This window comes from Nocardia sp. GP40 (genome assembly GCF_050434125.1).
Classification (GTDB): Bacteria; Actinomycetota; Actinomycetes; order Mycobacteriales; family Mycobacteriaceae; genus Nocardia; species Nocardia albiluteola.
In genome coordinates, this window is record NZ_JBNPVW010000009.1 from 354,097 (window position 1) to 370,398 (window position 16,302).

17 protein-coding genes and 2 pseudogenes are annotated in these 16,302 nt (G+C 64.9%); 9 read left to right on the top strand and 10 right to left on the bottom strand.

Annotation, left to right across the window (positions count from 1 at the left end; all coding sequences use genetic code 11):
* Nucleotides 1–132: 132 nt before the first annotated feature.
* Entirely contained in the window at nt 133–1,071 is a 939-nt protein-coding gene (locus ABH933_RS27200) for an ATP-dependent DNA ligase (protein ID WP_429455141.1), read from the bottom strand.
* Between the two features lie 70 nt (nt 1,072–1,141).
* Nucleotides 1,142–1,423, bottom strand: a complete 282-nt coding sequence (locus ABH933_RS27205) for a DUF6374 family protein (RefSeq protein ID WP_429455129.1) — start codon at nt 1,421–1,423, stop codon at nt 1,142–1,144.
* On the opposite strand from ABH933_RS27205, the gene ABH933_RS27210 reads away from it, so the two are divergent.
* Together ABH933_RS27210 and ABH933_RS27215 are read left to right on the top strand one after the other, a co-directional pair.
* Nucleotides 1,409–1,993 (top strand): DUF6082 family protein, encoded by a 585-nt coding sequence (locus ABH933_RS27210; protein WP_429426544.1) that lies wholly within the window; start codon nt 1,409–1,411, stop codon nt 1,991–1,993. The genes ABH933_RS27205 and ABH933_RS27210 overlap by 15 nt on opposite strands.
* A gap of 280 nt (nt 1,994–2,273) precedes the next feature.
* Entirely contained in the window at nt 2,274–2,600 is a 327-nt protein-coding gene (locus tag ABH933_RS27215; protein WP_429426542.1) for a hypothetical protein, read from the top strand.
* Between the two features lie 401 nt (nt 2,601–3,001).
* Here ABH933_RS27215 and ABH933_RS27220 read toward each other — a convergent pair whose 3' ends face one another.
* From ABH933_RS27220 to ABH933_RS27230, 3 genes are all read right to left on the bottom strand, one after another.
* Entirely contained in the window at nt 3,002–3,466 is a 465-nt protein-coding gene (locus tag ABH933_RS27220; RefSeq protein WP_429426540.1) for a hypothetical protein, read from the bottom strand.
* A gap of 401 nt (nt 3,467–3,867) precedes the next feature.
* The gene (locus ABH933_RS27225) at nt 3,868–4,047 is read right to left on the bottom strand and encodes a hypothetical protein (protein ID WP_429426538.1); all 180 of its coding nucleotides are present in this window, start codon (nt 4,045–4,047) and stop codon (nt 3,868–3,870) included.
* A 287-nt stretch (nt 4,048–4,334) separates the two neighbouring features.
* Nucleotides 4,335–5,342, bottom strand: a complete 1,008-nt coding sequence (locus ABH933_RS27230; protein ID WP_429426536.1) for a lysophospholipid acyltransferase family protein — start codon at nt 5,340–5,342, stop codon at nt 4,335–4,337.
* A 304-nt stretch (nt 5,343–5,646) separates the two neighbouring features.
* Here ABH933_RS27230 and ABH933_RS27235 point away from each other — a divergent pair.
* Nucleotides 5,647–5,934: pseudogene (locus tag ABH933_RS27235) on the top strand (helix-turn-helix domain-containing protein); the annotation flags it as partial.
* A gap of 225 nt (nt 5,935–6,159) precedes the next feature.
* Here the strand turns inward: ABH933_RS27235 and ABH933_RS27240 are convergent.
* On the bottom strand, nt 6,160–7,125 hold the full coding sequence (locus ABH933_RS27240; protein ID WP_429426534.1) for an RNA polymerase subunit sigma-70: 966 nt from the start codon (nt 7,123–7,125) through the stop codon (nt 6,160–6,162).
* A gap of 87 nt (nt 7,126–7,212) precedes the next feature.
* On the opposite strand from ABH933_RS27240, the gene ABH933_RS27245 reads away from it, so the two are divergent.
* Nucleotides 7,213–7,584 (top strand): nuclear transport factor 2 family protein, encoded by a 372-nt coding sequence (locus tag ABH933_RS27245; RefSeq protein ID WP_429426532.1) that lies wholly within the window; start codon nt 7,213–7,215, stop codon nt 7,582–7,584.
* Between the two features lie 528 nt (nt 7,585–8,112).
* On the opposite strand, the gene ABH933_RS27250 is transcribed toward ABH933_RS27245, so the two are convergent.
* Nucleotides 8,113–8,415, bottom strand: a complete 303-nt coding sequence (locus ABH933_RS27250) for a hypothetical protein (protein ID WP_429426786.1) — start codon at nt 8,413–8,415, stop codon at nt 8,113–8,115.
* Between ABH933_RS27250 and ABH933_RS27255 the strand changes: the two are divergent.
* From ABH933_RS27255 to ABH933_RS27270, 4 genes and pseudogenes are all read left to right on the top strand, one after another.
* Nucleotides 8,308–8,924: pseudogene (locus ABH933_RS27255) on the top strand (TnsA-like heteromeric transposase endonuclease subunit). The gene ABH933_RS27250 and the pseudogene ABH933_RS27255 overlap by 108 nt on opposite strands.
* Nucleotides 8,921–10,996 carry a Mu transposase C-terminal domain-containing protein gene (locus tag ABH933_RS27260; protein ID WP_429426530.1) on the top strand — a complete coding sequence of 692 codons (2,076 nt, stop codon included), beginning with the start codon at nt 8,921–8,923 and terminating at the stop codon, nt 10,994–10,996. Before ABH933_RS27255 ends, ABH933_RS27260 begins: the two are co-directional and overlap by 4 nt.
* Complete coding sequence (locus tag ABH933_RS27265; protein ID WP_429426528.1) at nt 10,987–12,030, top strand: TniB family NTP-binding protein; 1,044 nt, start codon at nt 10,987–10,989, stop codon at nt 12,028–12,030. The genes ABH933_RS27260 and ABH933_RS27265 overlap by 10 nt, the downstream gene beginning before the upstream one ends.
* Nucleotides 12,030–12,950, top strand: a complete 921-nt coding sequence (locus ABH933_RS27270; RefSeq protein ID WP_429426526.1) for a TniQ family protein — start codon at nt 12,030–12,032, stop codon at nt 12,948–12,950. The genes ABH933_RS27265 and ABH933_RS27270 overlap by 1 nt, the downstream gene beginning before the upstream one ends.
* Nucleotides 12,951–13,005: 55 nt before the next feature.
* Here the strand turns inward: ABH933_RS27270 and ABH933_RS27275 are convergent, their stop codons facing one another.
* Complete coding sequence (locus tag ABH933_RS27275) at nt 13,006–13,725, bottom strand: SDR family NAD(P)-dependent oxidoreductase (protein ID WP_429426524.1); 720 nt, start codon at nt 13,723–13,725, stop codon at nt 13,006–13,008.
* Between the two features lie 99 nt (nt 13,726–13,824).
* Here ABH933_RS27275 and ABH933_RS27280 point away from each other — a divergent pair, with 99 nt between their 5' ends.
* Nucleotides 13,825–14,451 (top strand): TetR/AcrR family transcriptional regulator, encoded by a 627-nt coding sequence (locus ABH933_RS27280; protein WP_429426522.1) that lies wholly within the window; start codon nt 13,825–13,827, stop codon nt 14,449–14,451.
* Between the two features lie 284 nt (nt 14,452–14,735).
* Here ABH933_RS27280 and ABH933_RS27285 read toward each other — a convergent pair whose 3' ends face one another.
* Together ABH933_RS27285 and ABH933_RS27290 are read right to left on the bottom strand one after the other, a co-directional pair.
* Complete coding sequence (locus ABH933_RS27285) at nt 14,736–15,548, bottom strand: hypothetical protein (RefSeq protein WP_429426520.1); 813 nt, start codon at nt 15,546–15,548, stop codon at nt 14,736–14,738.
* Nucleotides 15,549–15,622: 74 nt separating this feature from the next.
* Complete coding sequence (locus ABH933_RS27290; protein WP_429426518.1) at nt 15,623–16,084, bottom strand: hypothetical protein; 462 nt, start codon at nt 16,082–16,084, stop codon at nt 15,623–15,625.
* Nucleotides 16,085–16,302 lie beyond the last annotated feature (218 nt).

Below are 16,302 nucleotides of genomic sequence, written 5' to 3' on the forward strand. Positions count from 1 at the left end.
CGGTCCGATTGCTCTCGGGAGGTCGGATCTGAATCATATAGTTTGTCGCTGTGACCGATGCGGGGATTCTTGATCACGTCAGGCGGGGTCCCACAACGAACCTGGCCGTCTGGCCGATCAGGCGCGTACAAGTCAGCGCGGCCAGCCGATCTCGGATACGTCCAGGTCGCTACGGACGCCCTTGAACGATGGTTGCCTGAGTACTCCGTCCTGGGTGAACTCGCGATAGTCCACATCCACCGCGATGACTGCCTCGCACCAATGGGCGGAGCGTGCGATGTCGCGGGGTGGCTCTACATCCAGCGGAGGATCCGGGCGTGTGATCTGTTCGAGCGCATCCCGCATTGCCCTGCGGCCGGCGACCGTGAAGCCGCTGCCAACGGAACCGACATACTGTAAGCGGCCTTCGAGTCGCCCTGCGACGACAATCGAGCCGAGGTTGCCGCGGTTGGCGCCGCGACCTTCCGACCAGCCGACCACGACGACGGTCTCCCGCTTCCGCAGCGGCACCTTCCGCCATGCCCTGGACCTTCGGCCGGGCTGATACGTCGAATCGACTCGCTTCAAAACGATGCCCTCGACATTGGAATCAGCTGCGAGCTGCAGCATCCGGTCGGGGTCCTCACCGATCCACGTCGGCGGCACGCGAATCGGGCCGCCATCGAGCTGTAGTTCGTCGAGGCGTTCGCGCCGGTCGAGGTAGGGGAGATTCGTGACCGATTCCCCGGCGATCTCGAGAACGTCGAAGACGAAATAGCGTACGGGCACCGACTCGCGCAACGCCGTGGACGGTCCGGTGCCCAGCCTGCGCTGCAGCCTGCCGAAGTCAGGGGCGCCGGTGGCGGGATCCGGCGCGACGACCTCACCGTCCAACACCAATCCAGTGATGCCAGGAAACGCTTCGGCAAGCTCCGGAAACGAGGGAGTCACGTCCTGGCCGTTGCGGGTCCAAAACCGGGCTCCGGTTCCGGAAATCTGCGAAATCGCCCGGATCCCATCCCATTTCAACTCGATCGCTACCGCAGGATCTGCCTGGGACGGCCGCTCGGAAGCGGTCGCCAGCATCGGCATCGGCGGACGAGCCACAATGCAGCAGCATACATTCAGAAACAACCGACTGGTCGTTATTGTGAGAGTGCCGTCAGCCTGCGGCCGTGCGGCAGGCGGATGGCGTGCCGGTGCGGAGTTCAGCTCGGAGGTCTAGGGCCTCCATGCTGGCAGCCAACTTGCTCGCCATGTGTTCGAGCTGGTCGGGTGTGATGTGCTTGCCGAAGGCCGCCGCGTCAAGGAGTTGGCGACGGACCTCATTGATCTGTCGCGTCGCGAACTTCATCAATGGGCATGCAGGCATGCTTCGACTCTTGTCTTGCGTCAAGATCTTGGCAGGGTCTGAAGGTCTGCAACCTGGATGCCGGGTGGACATCCCCGACAGTTCAGGGCGGGCCGATTCGAGACGGTGCGCCGCTATCACCTGGATTTGAACCGCCTTGTGCTGGAAGACCCCGAGGTCTACTCGCCGTGCATCGGCAAGCTTGTCGAGCCGCCTGGCATCGAGGCCCGCCAGTTCTATTACACCGCATCCTGGATGCGGTATGGCCTGATGGGCTATGAGGCCGGCGCCATCAGCGAACAGTCGTTGCGAGACGATGTGGTTGGCGCCTTGTTCCGCAGCGACATCGGCCGCGACTACTGGACTCGGACAAAGCCATTGTGGGGGGAGGCGATGTCGAGCTACAACCGCCGGACGCGGGAATTCAAGCGCATCGTCGACGACGAGTTCCAAAGAGCCGTAGCTGCAGGACCTCCGGTGGTTACGTGGGCTGCGATCCGCGCCTCACAGCAGCAGACAGCTGCTTCTCCCCAGGAGCCATCCGGTTCCCGCAAACGGACGAACCGGCTCACACCCGGTCATGTCGCCGTCCTCACTCTCGGCACTGGCATCGCACTCGGCATCGCGATCTCGAAGTCGACCCTCAGCCGCTTCGAGCGGTGAATCTGCTGTTCCGGCTGGACCCGCTGTCTTGAAACCTTGGATTCGAGACAGCTGCGGCCGGGGTCGCCCCGCGCGACGACCCGCAGGTCGCTCAGTCTCGAAATCTGCACTCATGGGGCGATCCTGCCGACCCCTTGGTACCGGGCCCGCGGGATCCGGTGACGCGAAAAGTCACGCTTATAGGTAGCGGTATGGGTAATTCCACAGATGTGGGGTTGTTGTCTCCGGCGCAGGGTGGTTGTCGTCCAGGAAAAACAGCCCGGCTGGGAACCGAATCACCATGACAACTGCTCTGCTACCCCTTGCCTACGGCTATGTGCGCGACGGTCTCCTCGATGACCGTGACTTCGGTTCGAGTGAAGACAAGCTGCGTGAGACCGCCCGCTCGCTCGGTTACGAACTGGGGACGGTATTCCACGAGCCCGGACCGCAGAACGCGGCGTTGCCTCCCGCGTTCGCCGATATGGTCCAGGAATGCCGGCGCGCTGCAGCGCATGCGGTGATCACTGTTCGTGGACACATGTCGGACATGGCCGTGTGCCGGATGGTGCTGGTGGCGATCCTGGACGTGCGGGCCGGCGCCGCAGTCCACGAAGTCTCGGTGTAAACCGGCTGCCTGCCCTACCGACTCCGGTACCCGATGACCGGGCCGAACGCCTCACGCCACGCGCGTGGCACGTCCAAGCGCCCAAGGTGCTCACCCAGCACCGCGATTCCTGTGCGCCTGGACCACAGACCAGAAAATCCGGGGTGAAGTCGGTGCGGTTGTACCAGCAGGTGAACCCGTTGGCATACACCCCGCACTGATCGCGTCGGGCACGATCACCTCGACCTCGATGTCACCCTCCTGGGGGCCGGGCGGGGCCGGGTCCTCGCTCACCACCGCACACCCTGCGTTCCCCCTTGTTGCGCAGAGGCAGCGCGGCGCGGCGGCCGTACCGGTTTCCCTATACGCCCGCCGCGCCGGCACCGTTGTTCACAGACCGCACGGACCCGCGATCATCGCGGTCAGTTGCCCTGCATGTGACGGGCCTGCTGGCGGATCTGATGCAGGGCCATCTCCCACTGCCCGGCCTTGTCCTGGGCGCGGGTGCCTTGGTCCTCGGCCTGCTGGGCGAGCTGGGTGGCCTGATCGGCCTGATCCGCGGCCGAGGACGCGCGCTGCTGACACTGGGTGGCTTCCCCTTGGGCCTGCTGGGCCTGGGCCACGGCACGGTCGGCTTCACCTTGGGCCTGCTGGGCCTGATTCGACGCCAGCACCGCGGCCTGGCGAGCCTGCTGCGCCTGCTGATTGGCCTGGCTGGCGTTCTGCTGCGCGGTCTGGGCCTGATTCTGCACCTGCCTAGCCTGGGCCTGGGCCTGGCGTGCAAGCCCGGCCGCCTGCATCGCGTACTGGCGTGTGCTCTGAGCCTCCCCCCGCGCCTCGTCCAAGCGCATCCGCAGCATCTCGATCTCCCCGCGTATATCTGCCACATCCCCACGCTGACCCTGCGACGAGGTAGACCGGTTCTCCGTGCTCGTATCCTGCTGTACTGCCATTTCGAGCTCCCTTCCGAAAAGAGTGGATTCGTTGGGTTCCGACTGGGACGAACTCGTGTGACCGGCTGATACTCGCACCACAATCACCGGACATCAGCAATCTTGCGGCAATCATACGGAAATCGTGATGAAACACGCCTGGAGCTACTCACGCAACGCCCGGATCGCCCGAAACGGGCCGATCGGTGTTATTTCCGGTTCGGTCACTACAAGCGTCGTAGAGCTGGGTGAGGGCTGCTGTCTCGCGGGCTGTGGCACGCGCAAAGCACGACACGTGCAGCGTGCCGGTTTTTCGGCGACGAGGGTGATCGGAGCCGTATCAACCGGCAACCGGGTCATGCCCATCGTCGGGGATTCGGGCGGACCTCAGGCAGGGGTGGTAGTTCGATCGTGGGGTCGTCGAGGTCACGGCGCAGCCGGGTGCAGAACGCCTCCAGTGATCCGTAGCGGGCCAGGATCTGCTCCAGCAACCGCCACGCAGCCCCATCGGCCCCGTCGAGTACTGCCGCCTCCACCTGTTGCCCCTTTTCGCGTCGGCCGATCGGCGGGTGAACGTAGCTTGCGGGCGAGGAACTCCGCGCGGAACGGAGCGGAATCCGATCGCAAGCCCGCAGGGTGTTTCGGGGGCCGCGCAGAGTCCTCGCTGTCCCACCGCGAGCAGGCCGAGTACCCGGTCTACGATGGCGCCGATCACGCTATCGCGCACAGTCGCTTTCCTGGAGACGCCACACCTGCTCTGGCCTGCGCCCATGCATACAGCGTTTCCGACTCGGGGTGCGACTGGTATCCGCGAAATGTCACGCTAATTAGCGCCGGATCGGGCGGATTTACTTCTCGCCCCCATGGTGGAGCCGGTGAAGGGGTTGCGGCGGCTGGTGAGTCGCTGGTGCAGCGTCTGCTGGATGGTTTCGCGGACCTGATTGGCGACCTCGAACCGGGTCGTCGGATCCTCGGCGGCCTCCGGGCCGTATGCGCCGGTGGGGATGGGTTCGCCGAATTCGATGTACCACTTCGAGGGAAGTGGGATACAGCCCACAAGGCCCAGGTGCGGGAAAAGGGGCGTCACCGGGAAGTACGGTAGCCCGAGCTGCCGTGCCAGCGGTTTGATGTCGGCGAGCTTGGGATAGATCTCCTCCGAGCCGACGATCGAGCACGGGATGATCGGCACCCCCGTCTTGATGGCCGCCGAGGCGAACCCGCAGCGTCCGAAGCGTTGCAGCTTGTAGCGTTCGCTGTAGGGCTTGCCGACACCCTTGAAGCCCTCGGGGAACACGCCCGTCAGCTCGCCGGTGCGCAACAGTCGCTCGGCGTCGGCGGGGCAGGCCAGGGTATGTCCTGCTTTGCGGGCCAGCTCGCCCACGATCGGTAGGTCGAAGACGAGGCCGGCGGCCAGCAGGCGCAGCGCCCGCTGCTTGGGATGACGATCGTGCACGGCCACCTGCAGCATCAAACCGTCCAGCGCCACCACACCGGCATGGTTGGCCACGATCAGCGCGCCCTCGGACTCGGGGAGGTTCTCGATGCCGTTGACCTGCACCCGGAACCACAGCTGCGCCAGCGGCCGCAGTACCGGCAGGATCACCGACTCCAACAGGTGCTCGTCGAGGCCGAACTCGTCGAGCTGATAGTCCCCGGTGAGGCGGCGGCGGGCGAAGTCGGCCGTGCCGCGGAGGCCCGCGGCGACCTTGCCTCGCGCCAGATCGCCGAGCGTCTGCGGCTGCCGCGGCACTGCCTCGGCCAGCCGTTCGGTCAGCGACAGCACCGGGCTCAGTGCCGACTGCCCCGGCCAGCGGTCGTGCAGCCGAATCACTCGGTCACCTCATTCATCGATGTGCTCCCGCTCCGACGCCGACCAGGCCGAGAAGCCTGGGCTCTGCCGCGTCGATCCACCGTGGATCGAGGACGGGCCGGCTGCAATTCGACTCGCGACAAGTCGAATGCCTGCACTGTTGTGGTGGGTTTCCCGATACGCATGACGTGGACCACCGTTCGATTCGTTCTGAGGAACTGGAACCGTGGAGCGTGGAGCACAGAAACGGGACGAGCGGTTCGAATCGTATCCCGGTCGGGCGTGGAGGCGCTCAGCGCACCTCTCGGGTGTCTATTTAGGGTAGACCTTCACCGGACAGGACTCGCCGATGGCGACGCTGCTGCTATCGGTGATGGGCGCCTTCGCCGAGTTCGAACGTGCCCTGATCCTCGAGCGTCAGCGCGAAGGTATCGCCGCAGCCAAGACCCGTGGCGTCTATACCGGCCGCAAACCCGCGCTCACCGACGAGCAGGCTAATCGGCTGCGCGAGCGCGCCGCGGCGGGTGAGCGGAAGTCGGTGCTGGCCAAGGAGTTCGGTATCAGCCGGGAAACCGTCTACAGCTACCTGCGAGCCGAGACCGCCACAAGCTGAACTCGGCGCCGCGGTCTCTCCGCGCAGACGACTTCGAGCCAAAAGCACCGTGGTGCAGGTGAGTTCGCGCGCGCCGATGTTCGAAGTCCCCTGCACGCACACCAGAAACTGCACGTCACCCGTGCAGACGACTTCGACAACCGACACCACCGATAGATCACCCCCTACCAGGGGATATGCCGAACTTCGTTGGATTTTCGGCGAGTACTACCGGAACCCCGATTACTACCACCGGATCTCGGGAAGGCCGAAGGTGCGGAACAGGGTGGGGGTGTGGAAGATGTCCATCCGTGCAATGCCTTCCAGGGTCGGCGTGAGAACATGCAGGTTGACTGCGTGGAGTCGGCCGTCGTCGCGGCGCCGGTAGCAGCCCAGTGCCGGGCAGTTGTTGGCGCGGGTCGGCAGGAAAAAGAACGGCCCGCCGTGGTCGAAGACCGTGGCCATGAACGTGCCGATCGCCTCCGAGCCCGAGTACCAGGCAAGGTAGGGCGGCATCTGCAGCAGAGCGTCGTCGCGGAGGATCCGTTTGAGCGCGTCGACGTCCATGGTCTCGAAGGCGGTCACATAACGATCGAGCAATGAACGCTGCTCGGTGTCTGTGGGTTCAGCGGGGGTGTCCTCGGTTGCCGTTCGCTCGGCCAGCGCGGCGCGCGCCCGCTGCAGCGCACTGTTGACCGCGGCGACGGTAGCCTCGAGCAGGTCGGCCACTTCCTGGGCGCGCAGGGCGAGCACGTCGCGCAGGATGAGTACCGCACGCTGCTGTGGCGGCAGGTGCTGCAGGGCCACGATGAACGCGAGCCGGATGTTGTCGCGGGTCTCGACGATCGCCGCCGGATCCGAGCCATCCAGCCAGGCGTCGGGACACGGCTCCAACCAGGGCAGTTCGGCGGTGGGCTGCAGCCGCTTCACATCCAGCACGTCGCTGGGTTGCGACAGATCCACAGGCAGGGCGCGGCGCTCGGCCTTCTCCAACGCTGTCAGGCAGGCATTGGTGGCGATCCGGTAGAGCCAAGTTCGTAGCGACGCGCGACCGGGGTCGTAGTTGTCCGCTGCGCGCCAGGCTCGCAGCGACACCTCCTGGACCAGATCTTCGGCGTCGTGGAGTGAGCCGGTCATCCGATAGCAGTAGGTCAACAGCTCCCGGCGGTGGGTCTGACTTGCGGCAACCACCTCGTCGAGCACCGTGGTCATCTTTTTCTGTCTCCCGCCGATGAGTTTTCCGGTTCCGCTCAGTACATACCAGCAAGCACATCACTGACAACGAGAAAGAGGACCATCATGTCCGAGAACAAAAGGGCTCTTGCAACGGCGTTGGCCTACTTCGAGGCATGGAGCAACAAGGATCTGGACGGTGCGATGAGCTATATCGCCGAGGACATCGTCTGCGATGCTCCCCCCGGGCGGTTGTCGGGGGCTGCGGCGTATCGCGAGTTCATGGCACCGTTCTTGCAGATTCTCACCGGCACGCGGATGCTCGGCGCGTTCGGGGACGACGAGACGGCGGTGATGGTGTACGACACGTCGACCATGCCCGTGCCGAGCGCCCCGGCCGCGGAGTGCCTCACCGTGACCGGAGGGAAGATCGTTCGCAGTCGGTTCGTCTTTGACACCGCTCCCTTCAACGCCGCCCGGGCCGCGGCCGACAGATGAGGAATCGTCGAACATTTCGGCGGCACGGGGTCTGAGAACAATGGCGATGCGGCCGGGAGCGGACTTCGCTCTCGCAGCCGAAGCCCGGCACCCCGTGGAACCGCTACGCCCCCGGCGATCACAACCGGTGACGAGCTGCCCATCAGCGGACCGAATAACCGACTACTCGAATAGCGTTCCCTTCCCAGGGGTCCCGGAGTAATCGCCAAAAAACAACGGATATAGGCGTTGTCGCCGGTCAGCGACGGTGTATCACTAACCCCCGAAGGGTCGACTTTGCCGCGTACACGGCATGCGTTACAGGCTCGAACTGCGGAAACACGTTGGGGCTGACAGTGTCTCGCGAACGAAGGTATCCGGACGACCCGCGTAACCGCCGACTCGCATCGGATGCGACTTTCTCGCATCCGATGCTGAGCATGCGGAGGGCCGCAGACACAGCCCTGATGTCCTGTCTCGTTGATGCTGGGGCAGTCTCGTTGATCTGAGGTATTCACCGAATCTGCCTCATGTGTGTGAGATGGGCGGCTAGAGTGGGCCCGTTCGTTCGGCGACGAGGTCCGGAGTGTGATGACGGTTGGTGGTGTGGCGACCGCCGCTTCTGGCGTCGACGCCGCCGGGGCGTTCACGTTGCGGTACTTGGAGATTGACGCTGCGGGTCCGGTCGAGCGGCGTGGGTTGCTGGCGACGTGTTGGGGCGCTCGGTTCGAGGATGTGCCGCCGGTGCGGCAGATCCCAAGTTTTCAGGGGCAGAAGAACTTTCCGGGTTTGTATTTCGCTGCGTGCATGGGCCGGCATGTCGGGTTCGAGTCGTGGCTCGAGCGTGACCATTTGATGCTGCTGGACTTCTTACCACAGGTGAGGGCGTTTGCGGCGCAACCGTTTTGGTTGTCGTGGTCGGCTGATGGGAAGCGTCGGCAGCACGCTCCGGACTTTTCGCCCGGCTGGCCGATGGGCGTGGTGTGGTGGTCGATGTGCGGGCCGACGATCGGATCGCCGATTCCGATGCGGAGGCGTTCGCGGCGACTGCTGCGGCGTGTGAGTCGGTCGGCTGGGTGTATCGCCGGGTCGGTGCGTTGGATGCGGTGCGTGTGGCCAACATTCGCTGGCTGGCCGGATACCGGCACGGACGATGCCTGCGTGCCGAGCACCGGATCCGGTTGATGGAGGTGTTTGCCCGGCCAAGACCGCTGCTGGAGGGCGCTGAAGAGGTGGGCGACCGGCTGTCGGTGCTGCCGTCGCTGTTCCATCTGATGTGGTCGGGAACCTTGTCGGCGGACCTGGAGTCGGCACCGTTGACCGGGGCGTCGATGGTGAGCGTGTCCGGGGAGGATAGATGACCGTGTCACGGCCACCGCGGTTACAGGTGGGTGAGGAGATTCGCTTCGAAGGCGCCAGCTACACGGTCGTTGCGCTGTCCGGAGAGCGAGCCCGTCTGGCGGACGTGACCGGGGCCGAACGCGATCTCGCGCTGGGTGAGTTGTTGTCCGCGAGCGGGTTTGCGATCGTGACAGCGGCGTCGGCTGCGTTGCCGCCGCAGGGACTGTTGGAGGGTGTTCGGCCGGATAAAGTCGAGCAGGCCCGGTGGTGGGAACACCACATTGTCGAGGTGATCACCGGAGTTCCGCCGGAGGCCGGGCGCGCGGCGCGGCCCAGGCCGGAATACGATCCGGCCACATGCAGCCTGCGGCAGCGGGAACTGGCGAAGGTGGACGAGCTGTCGCGGGAGGGAAATTCGGCGCCGCTGAGCACCTTCCAACGGATGCGCCTGGCTTATGAGAAGCAGGGCGTGTGGGGTCTGATCGACCATCGCAGCACCCGGCGACCGGGCGCACGGACCGATGAGCGGGTGCTGGCAGCGATCGGCAAGGCGGTGGCCGAGCAGACGAACCAGTCGACGGGCACTGTGGGCCGGTTGCGGCGTCGGGTCGAGCAACTGCTGGCCGCCGATGAGATCGATCCAGCATCAGTGATGCCGGCGCGGGCGACATTCTATCGGCTGGTCGAACAAATCGCGGCGGGCAAGCACACGTTCGGATCGGCGCGCACGCGCCGGTCGCTGGCGCAGCGCCCGGAAGGGCCGTTCGGCACGGTCATGGCGCTGCGGTCGGGTGAATGGACCCAGATCGATTCCACCCCTTTGGATGTCCGCGTGGTACTCGATAACGGGGTGGTCGATCGGGTCGAGCTGACCTGGCTCATCGACCTGGCCACGCGCACGATCCCAGCGGCCGTGCTGAGGCCGACGACCAAAGCCGTCGACGCGGCGCTGCTGCTGGCGCGGGCGATGACGCCGGAGCCGATGCGGCCGGGCTGGGGTGATGCGCTACGGATGTCGCGGTCGGTGCTGCCGCACCGACGACTCACCGCGATCGATCAGCGGCTCGAGCATGCCGCCGCGCGGCCGGTGATCGTGCCGGAAACCATCGTCTGCGACCACGGCATGGCCTACATGTCGGCCGCGTTCCGCAACGCCTGCCGCGCTATCGGCATCACCCTGCAACCCTCCCATGAGGGCTCACCCTGGGAGAAGGGCACGGTTGAGACCAGTTTCTCCGCGGTGGGCACCCTGTTCGCCCAATACGTCGCCGGCTATGTCGGCTCCAGCGTCGAACGACGTGGACGGAATGCGGATGCCGACGCGGTCTGGTCGATGCTCGAGTTGCAGGAACTGCTGGACGAGTGGCTGGTGACGACCTGGGCGAATCGACCACACGACGGACTACGGCACCCGTTGATCCCGGGAAAGGCGCTGTCTCCGAACGAAATGTATGCCGCACTGGTGGAAACCGCGGGATACGTTCCGGTTGCGCTGGCCGCCGATGACTATATCGAGTTGCTGCCGATACGGTGGCGGGCGATCAACGCCTACGGGGTGAAGATCGCCCACCGCACCTACGACTGCGCCGAGCTGACTCCCTATCGCCGTCAGCATTCCGGGGTGAACGCGCGAAAGGGGTTGTGGGAGGTCCACTACGACCCCTACGACGTCACCCGAATCTGGGTCCGCAACCACCGTGACGGCGGCTGGATCCAAGCCCCATGGACGCATCTGCGGGCCGGGCCGGCACCGTTCGGTGAACAGGCGTGGGACCATGCCCGGCAGATGCTGGCCCGTCGCGGCACCGACCCGGCCACTGAAGCCGAGATCGCCGCCGCAGCAGCGCAATTGCTGGATACCGCAGAACAAGGACCCATCCACGACACAGCGACCAAGGGTGGCGGTCCGAAGAAGAAGGACAAGCGGGTGGCAGGCAGAACCAGGGCAGTCTCGGCTGCCGAACGGCCGGTTCCGCCACGGCAGCAACCAGCATCGAGCTGGGACGAGGACGCCGAGGACGACGTGGCGTTGGCCGAGGTTATCCCGCTGGGTGTGTTCGACGCCCGCGAGGAGGCCAAGAAATGGTGGTAGCCGGTCACAGCGACGAGCCCGCCGACGAGTTCGGCGCACCATTGGAGGCCGACCTGCGCGAGCCGACGATGACGCTGGTGGGATGGCGCAAGTTCGTCGACTCTCCCGCTGCCTCGTTCGACCTGCTCCCGGACAAAAAGTGGGCGGTGCTGTCGGATGCGGATCGGCTCGCCTACGACGAGGCCCGCATCGACTACCACTCCGAGATGATCATCGTCGCGACCTCCACCGTCCGCGAAGTCGCCCGGCAGGGGCGGTTGCTGACCTTGCTGAACCGGCGTGAGATCAGCGCCCGCCGCGGGCTGATCGTGTCCGGACAGCAGACCACCGGCAAGACCACCGCGCTCAAACAACTCGGCCGCACCCATGAGCTGATGGTGCGGCAACGCTATCCGGGCCGGCTCACCGACCGGATTCCGGTGGTCTATGTGACTACCCCGCCCAAGGGGTCACCGCGCAAACTGGCCATGGAGTTCGCCCGCTTCCTCGGCCTGCCGCCGGTCAAACGCGGCTACAACACCACCGACATCGCCGACGCGGTCTGCCAGATCATGCTCCAAGCGCGGGTGGACCTGGTGCTGGTCGACGAACTGCACAACCTGAACCTGGCCACCTCGGCCGGGGAAGACATGTCCGACCACCTCAAATACTTCACCGAGCACCTGCCCGCAACGTTCGTCTACGCCGGTATCGACATCGAGCGCCGCCTGTTCACCGGAGTGCGGGGCAAGCAGATCGCCGGGCGCTGCGTGCTGATCAACACCGGCCCGTTCCCCTGCGACTCCGAATGGAAAGGCTTGATCGCCACCCTCGATGGCGCGTTGCGGCTGCACCGCCACGAATCGGGCGCTCTGACCCGCCACGCCCGCTATCTGCACCGCCGTACCGGCGGCATGATCGGCAGCCTCTCCCACCTGGTCCGAGCTGCCGCACAGCTGGCGATCCTGGAAGGAGAGGAAGCCATCACCCGCAAACTGATGGACTCCATCCCAGTCGACCACGCCGCCGAATCGGCCCGCCACGGCGCCGCCTGATGCTGCCGTTCGGCGTCCGGTCAGGACCACCATCGCGGCTGCCCTTTCCGGTCGCACCGTTCCACGGTGAAACCACCCGGTCATACCTCTACCGGCTCGCCACCGCGAACCTTATCCACCCCGACGACCTGCGCATGCACCTGTCCGACACGCACAACCGGTCCGCAAGGGTCACTCTCGCCGGCTTGGCCGCTGTCACCGGACGATCACCACACAGCCTCGGCCACGCCCTGCCGGAACTGAGTCCCGGGGTCGACCCCGACACCAATCCACCACTGCCCGCGCACATTCGCCGCCGAGTGTGTCTGCGCTGCGCTCTACGTCGCGAGGCATTCGTCTTCGCCATCACCTGGAAACCAGTCCACACCGTGCTCTGCGGCAGACATCGCATCTGGCTGGGATCACGCGGCCGCTCATACCTCGATCAGCAATACGATGTCAACGGCATCACCGACATCCTGCGCGCACAACGTCGCCACCAGCGCCTCACCTGCCACGCCGGGCCCACCATCGGCGCCTTGGCCTTCACCGAAGCCGCCCACATCACAGGCACCTGGGCACGCCACGGCCATCACCGCGACCGACGCGAACTGCTGATCCGCGCCTTCCGCGGCCAACGCCCGCTCACCGGCAAACTGCACAACGGCGACCCACTCACCACCCTGGTCACCTACCCCGAAACCGTTGACCTGGCACAGGTACTCGCAGACTTCCGCTGGCGCTACCCACGCCCCGGACTCGCCTCGGCCGCCATCGGCGAATTCACTCGCACGATCAACCACGCACTCGGCATCGACTACAGACACGCCACCGAAGGCTACGACGGGCTCTACCCCTGGCTACGAACGCGCTATGCCAAGGTCGATCCACATCAACAGCATCTACTGGATCAACTGCTCGCCACGACCACTGTCCTGTGACAGCGAATCTTGCTCTGCGCCAGCGAGTCCTGCTCGTTTCGGCGGGCCGGTCCGGTCAAAGCCCGACGGTTGTCTCGAATCGGTCCCGGGTGGAATACAACTCCCAGGCGGCTTCGGCGAGATCGGCAGGGTCGAGGGGTTCGGGCAGCATCGCCGGATCCCATTGCCGGGCCGCGTATTCGGCAGATTCACTGCCACCGACCATGCCTGCCACCTGGACCAGACCCGCATACACCCCGGTTCCGGCCAGCGACACGTGGAGATTGTGCAGATAGGCCCGGGCCGCTGCGGCAGCGACCGCGACGTTGCCCAACTGCGGGACCGGCATACTCGCCGCGACCGCCAACCCGAACAACACCGCCCCGTCCCCGCGGTCGAGCATGCCCGGCAGCAACGACTCGATCAACACCGCCGGCGTCCGCAGCAGCATATTCAGACCGAACTCGAACGACTCCGGATCACATGCGCGGATGTCGACCTGCCGCTGCATCCACTCCGGCCCGGCCGGCGCATACTCCAGCACATCGATGCGGCCGAACCGGCCCGTGATCGCCTCCACCACACCCGCAAGCTGTTGCTGGTCGGCGAGATCCGCCACGAACCCAGCGGCCTCGACGCCGTCGGCGGCCAGTTCACCGACCATCGCGTCCAACTTCGCACTGGTCCGCGCGACCAGGGCGACCCGGAACCCGTCTCGCCCGAACCGGCGTGCCACCGAACGCCCGAGCCCTGGCCCCGCACCGAACACCGCGATCGTCTTGGACGTCTCGGTCATGAATCCTCCTCGAAAAAACCGCAACTTGACTGTGTCGTCAAGTTAGTTTGGGAGACTACCGCATAACATGACGGTGTCGTCAAGTTATAGAATCGAGAAATGCCCTCCACTACTCCCGCACCTCGGCCATTACGTAGTGATGCCGAGCGCAATCGGGCCCGGGTGATGACCGCGGCGCGGGAGATGTTCGCCGAGCACGGCATCGACGTGGCGATGGCAGACATCGCCCGCCATGCAGGCGTCAGCAACGGCACCCTCTACAACCGATTCCCGACCCGGCAGGACCTCATCGAGGCAGTTTTTGTCGACCGCCTCGAAACACTGGCCACGCTCGCCGAACACGCCGCAGCAGACCTGGACCCCTGGCACGGGTTCGTCTCCTACGTCACGGCAATGTGTGAACTCCAGGCCAGCGACCGCGGGTTCAACGAGGTCGCTGCCCGCGGCCTGAGATCTCCTGCCGCACAACCACTGCGAGACAAGGCGGCAGCAGCGTTGGCGGAACTGTTCGGCAACGCCAAGGACCGCGGTCAGCTCCGTGTCGACGCCACCGTCGACGATCTGGCCTTCATGGTCTGGGGAATCTCACGCACCGTCGAGATGACACGCGACCACGCGCCCGACGCATGGCGCCGTCACCTCGCCCTGCTCATCGACGGATTCCGTCCCACCGGCACACAGACACTCCCGGGACATACGAACTCCCTGCATTCAGCCGCTCGCTGACCTAACAAGCGAAGCCGACGATCGGCGATGAACACGGGTACGTTGGCGGCGATCTGCCTCATGATCAATGAGACGAGTAGCTCATCGATCGTCCCGCGAAGTTGAGGCACCGCAGGCAGGGCCCACGCCCTACCTCAACTTCGATTGGACAGGACACCTGATCAGGGCATATCGCGAACTTCGTTGGATTTTCGGCGAGTTCTACCGGGACCCCAATCCGTTGGGATGTGAACCCTCTCGGATCAGGAACCGGATGTCGACAGATCCGTGAGTATTGAGAAGGGTTAATGCTCAGCACTGTGAGCGGTGTCATCGGGAGCAGCGCTGGTCTGTATCCGGTCAGCGAGAGGTACCCAGGTCGTAGGGTCAAGCCTCGATACGTCGCTTGGTAGGTCTACCCCAATCTCAGCAGTTCGTATATCGACCAACCGGTCGACCGTCGTGTTGGTGACGACGACGCCACGGTGGATGACATGGGAGTTTAGCTGCAGCAGGCCGAGATCGGCTAAATGCATGATCATCACCGACGTGGACGCGACTCGGTCGCAGATACGGGCGATGCACGCCGCGGCCGCGTAGTAGCGCTCGTTGATTCCGAGCGCCTGAATAGCTGGGGACCTCATCGCTTTCGCGTGGACGACATCGCCGTAAAGCCACGCGTACATCAGCTTTCGATCGGTGATCGCACCAGCCTCGGTCACGATGCAGTACGCTTGCGCGTCCTTGCTACCGTCGACGGCTTCTGCCCAGGTCTCGTACCACCAGTCCACGTCGATAACACTGTCCAGCACAGTCCGCCCGACCAGCGTTTCGAGCGCCCGCAAGACGCTTTCGTAGTAGATGGGCTCGCTACTGAGTATCACCGGACGCACGCGACTTGCTAGGGACTCAAGTGCTTCCTCGTCCGGGTGCTCGATTCGCAGCCTGTATGTGTGCTTGCCGGTCTGAGGGTCAGGGATGACGGTGACATCGAAATTTCCTGCGGACAGCTTCTCCATGAGATCCGGCCGCTGCCTGAACAGTGAATGTGCCCCGATTCGACGTGCCCGTAGCACGAATGCTTCGACCACTGATTCCGGTTTGATGTTGTTGGCCATTAGCTTCCGATGTGTGCCCGATGCTATCTGGGGGTTCAGGTCGCGGCGTCGCGGCCGGCGGGCCTCGACTCGGGCTAGCAGTGAACGATGCCGTCCGATCCCTTGTTTTCGCCTCCGATGTCGACGAGGGCGAGGTGGATGTCACCGACGTTGTATCCGCGATCGGAGCCATCCGAAGCGGTCGAGTTCCCGGTGTAGAGAGTGACTGAGACTTTGTCGAAACTACCCGTCCACTGCGGATTGGCTTGCCGCGCCGCAGCCGCGAAGGTGTCTGAGCGGTAGACGATCTGTTTGCAGGAGCCACCCGGAATCGACGAGGCATCATTGTTGACCCCATCGAAGGACCCCACCTGTTGTATGTCGGCTGGCAGGATGTTGCCTGCCGAGGCCAGTGCGTGCTGTTCATCCTGGTGCGGGCTGAAGTAGAGGTCAGCGCTGATAATCCGGCCGTTCCACGCATTGGAAATCGGTGCGATCGGGTCCTGGACGCAGGCGAGCACGCCAGTGGACAAGTGCCAGGCATCCTCGGAGTTCAATTGATCAGCGCCTTCGGATCGGCACTCGTCAGAGGTGGCGGGACCAAACGTAGTCCGCCAGTAGTCGACCGGACTCAGTATGCCCCTCGTCCCGATCGGCGATACCGCTGCCGACGATCGTGGCGGCACTGCCTTCGGTGGAACGGAAGTAGTTGTAGCCGCAGTCGCCGACACCGGAGCGCCCGCAGGACTAGCACCCCGACTACTGGCTGTCGGCG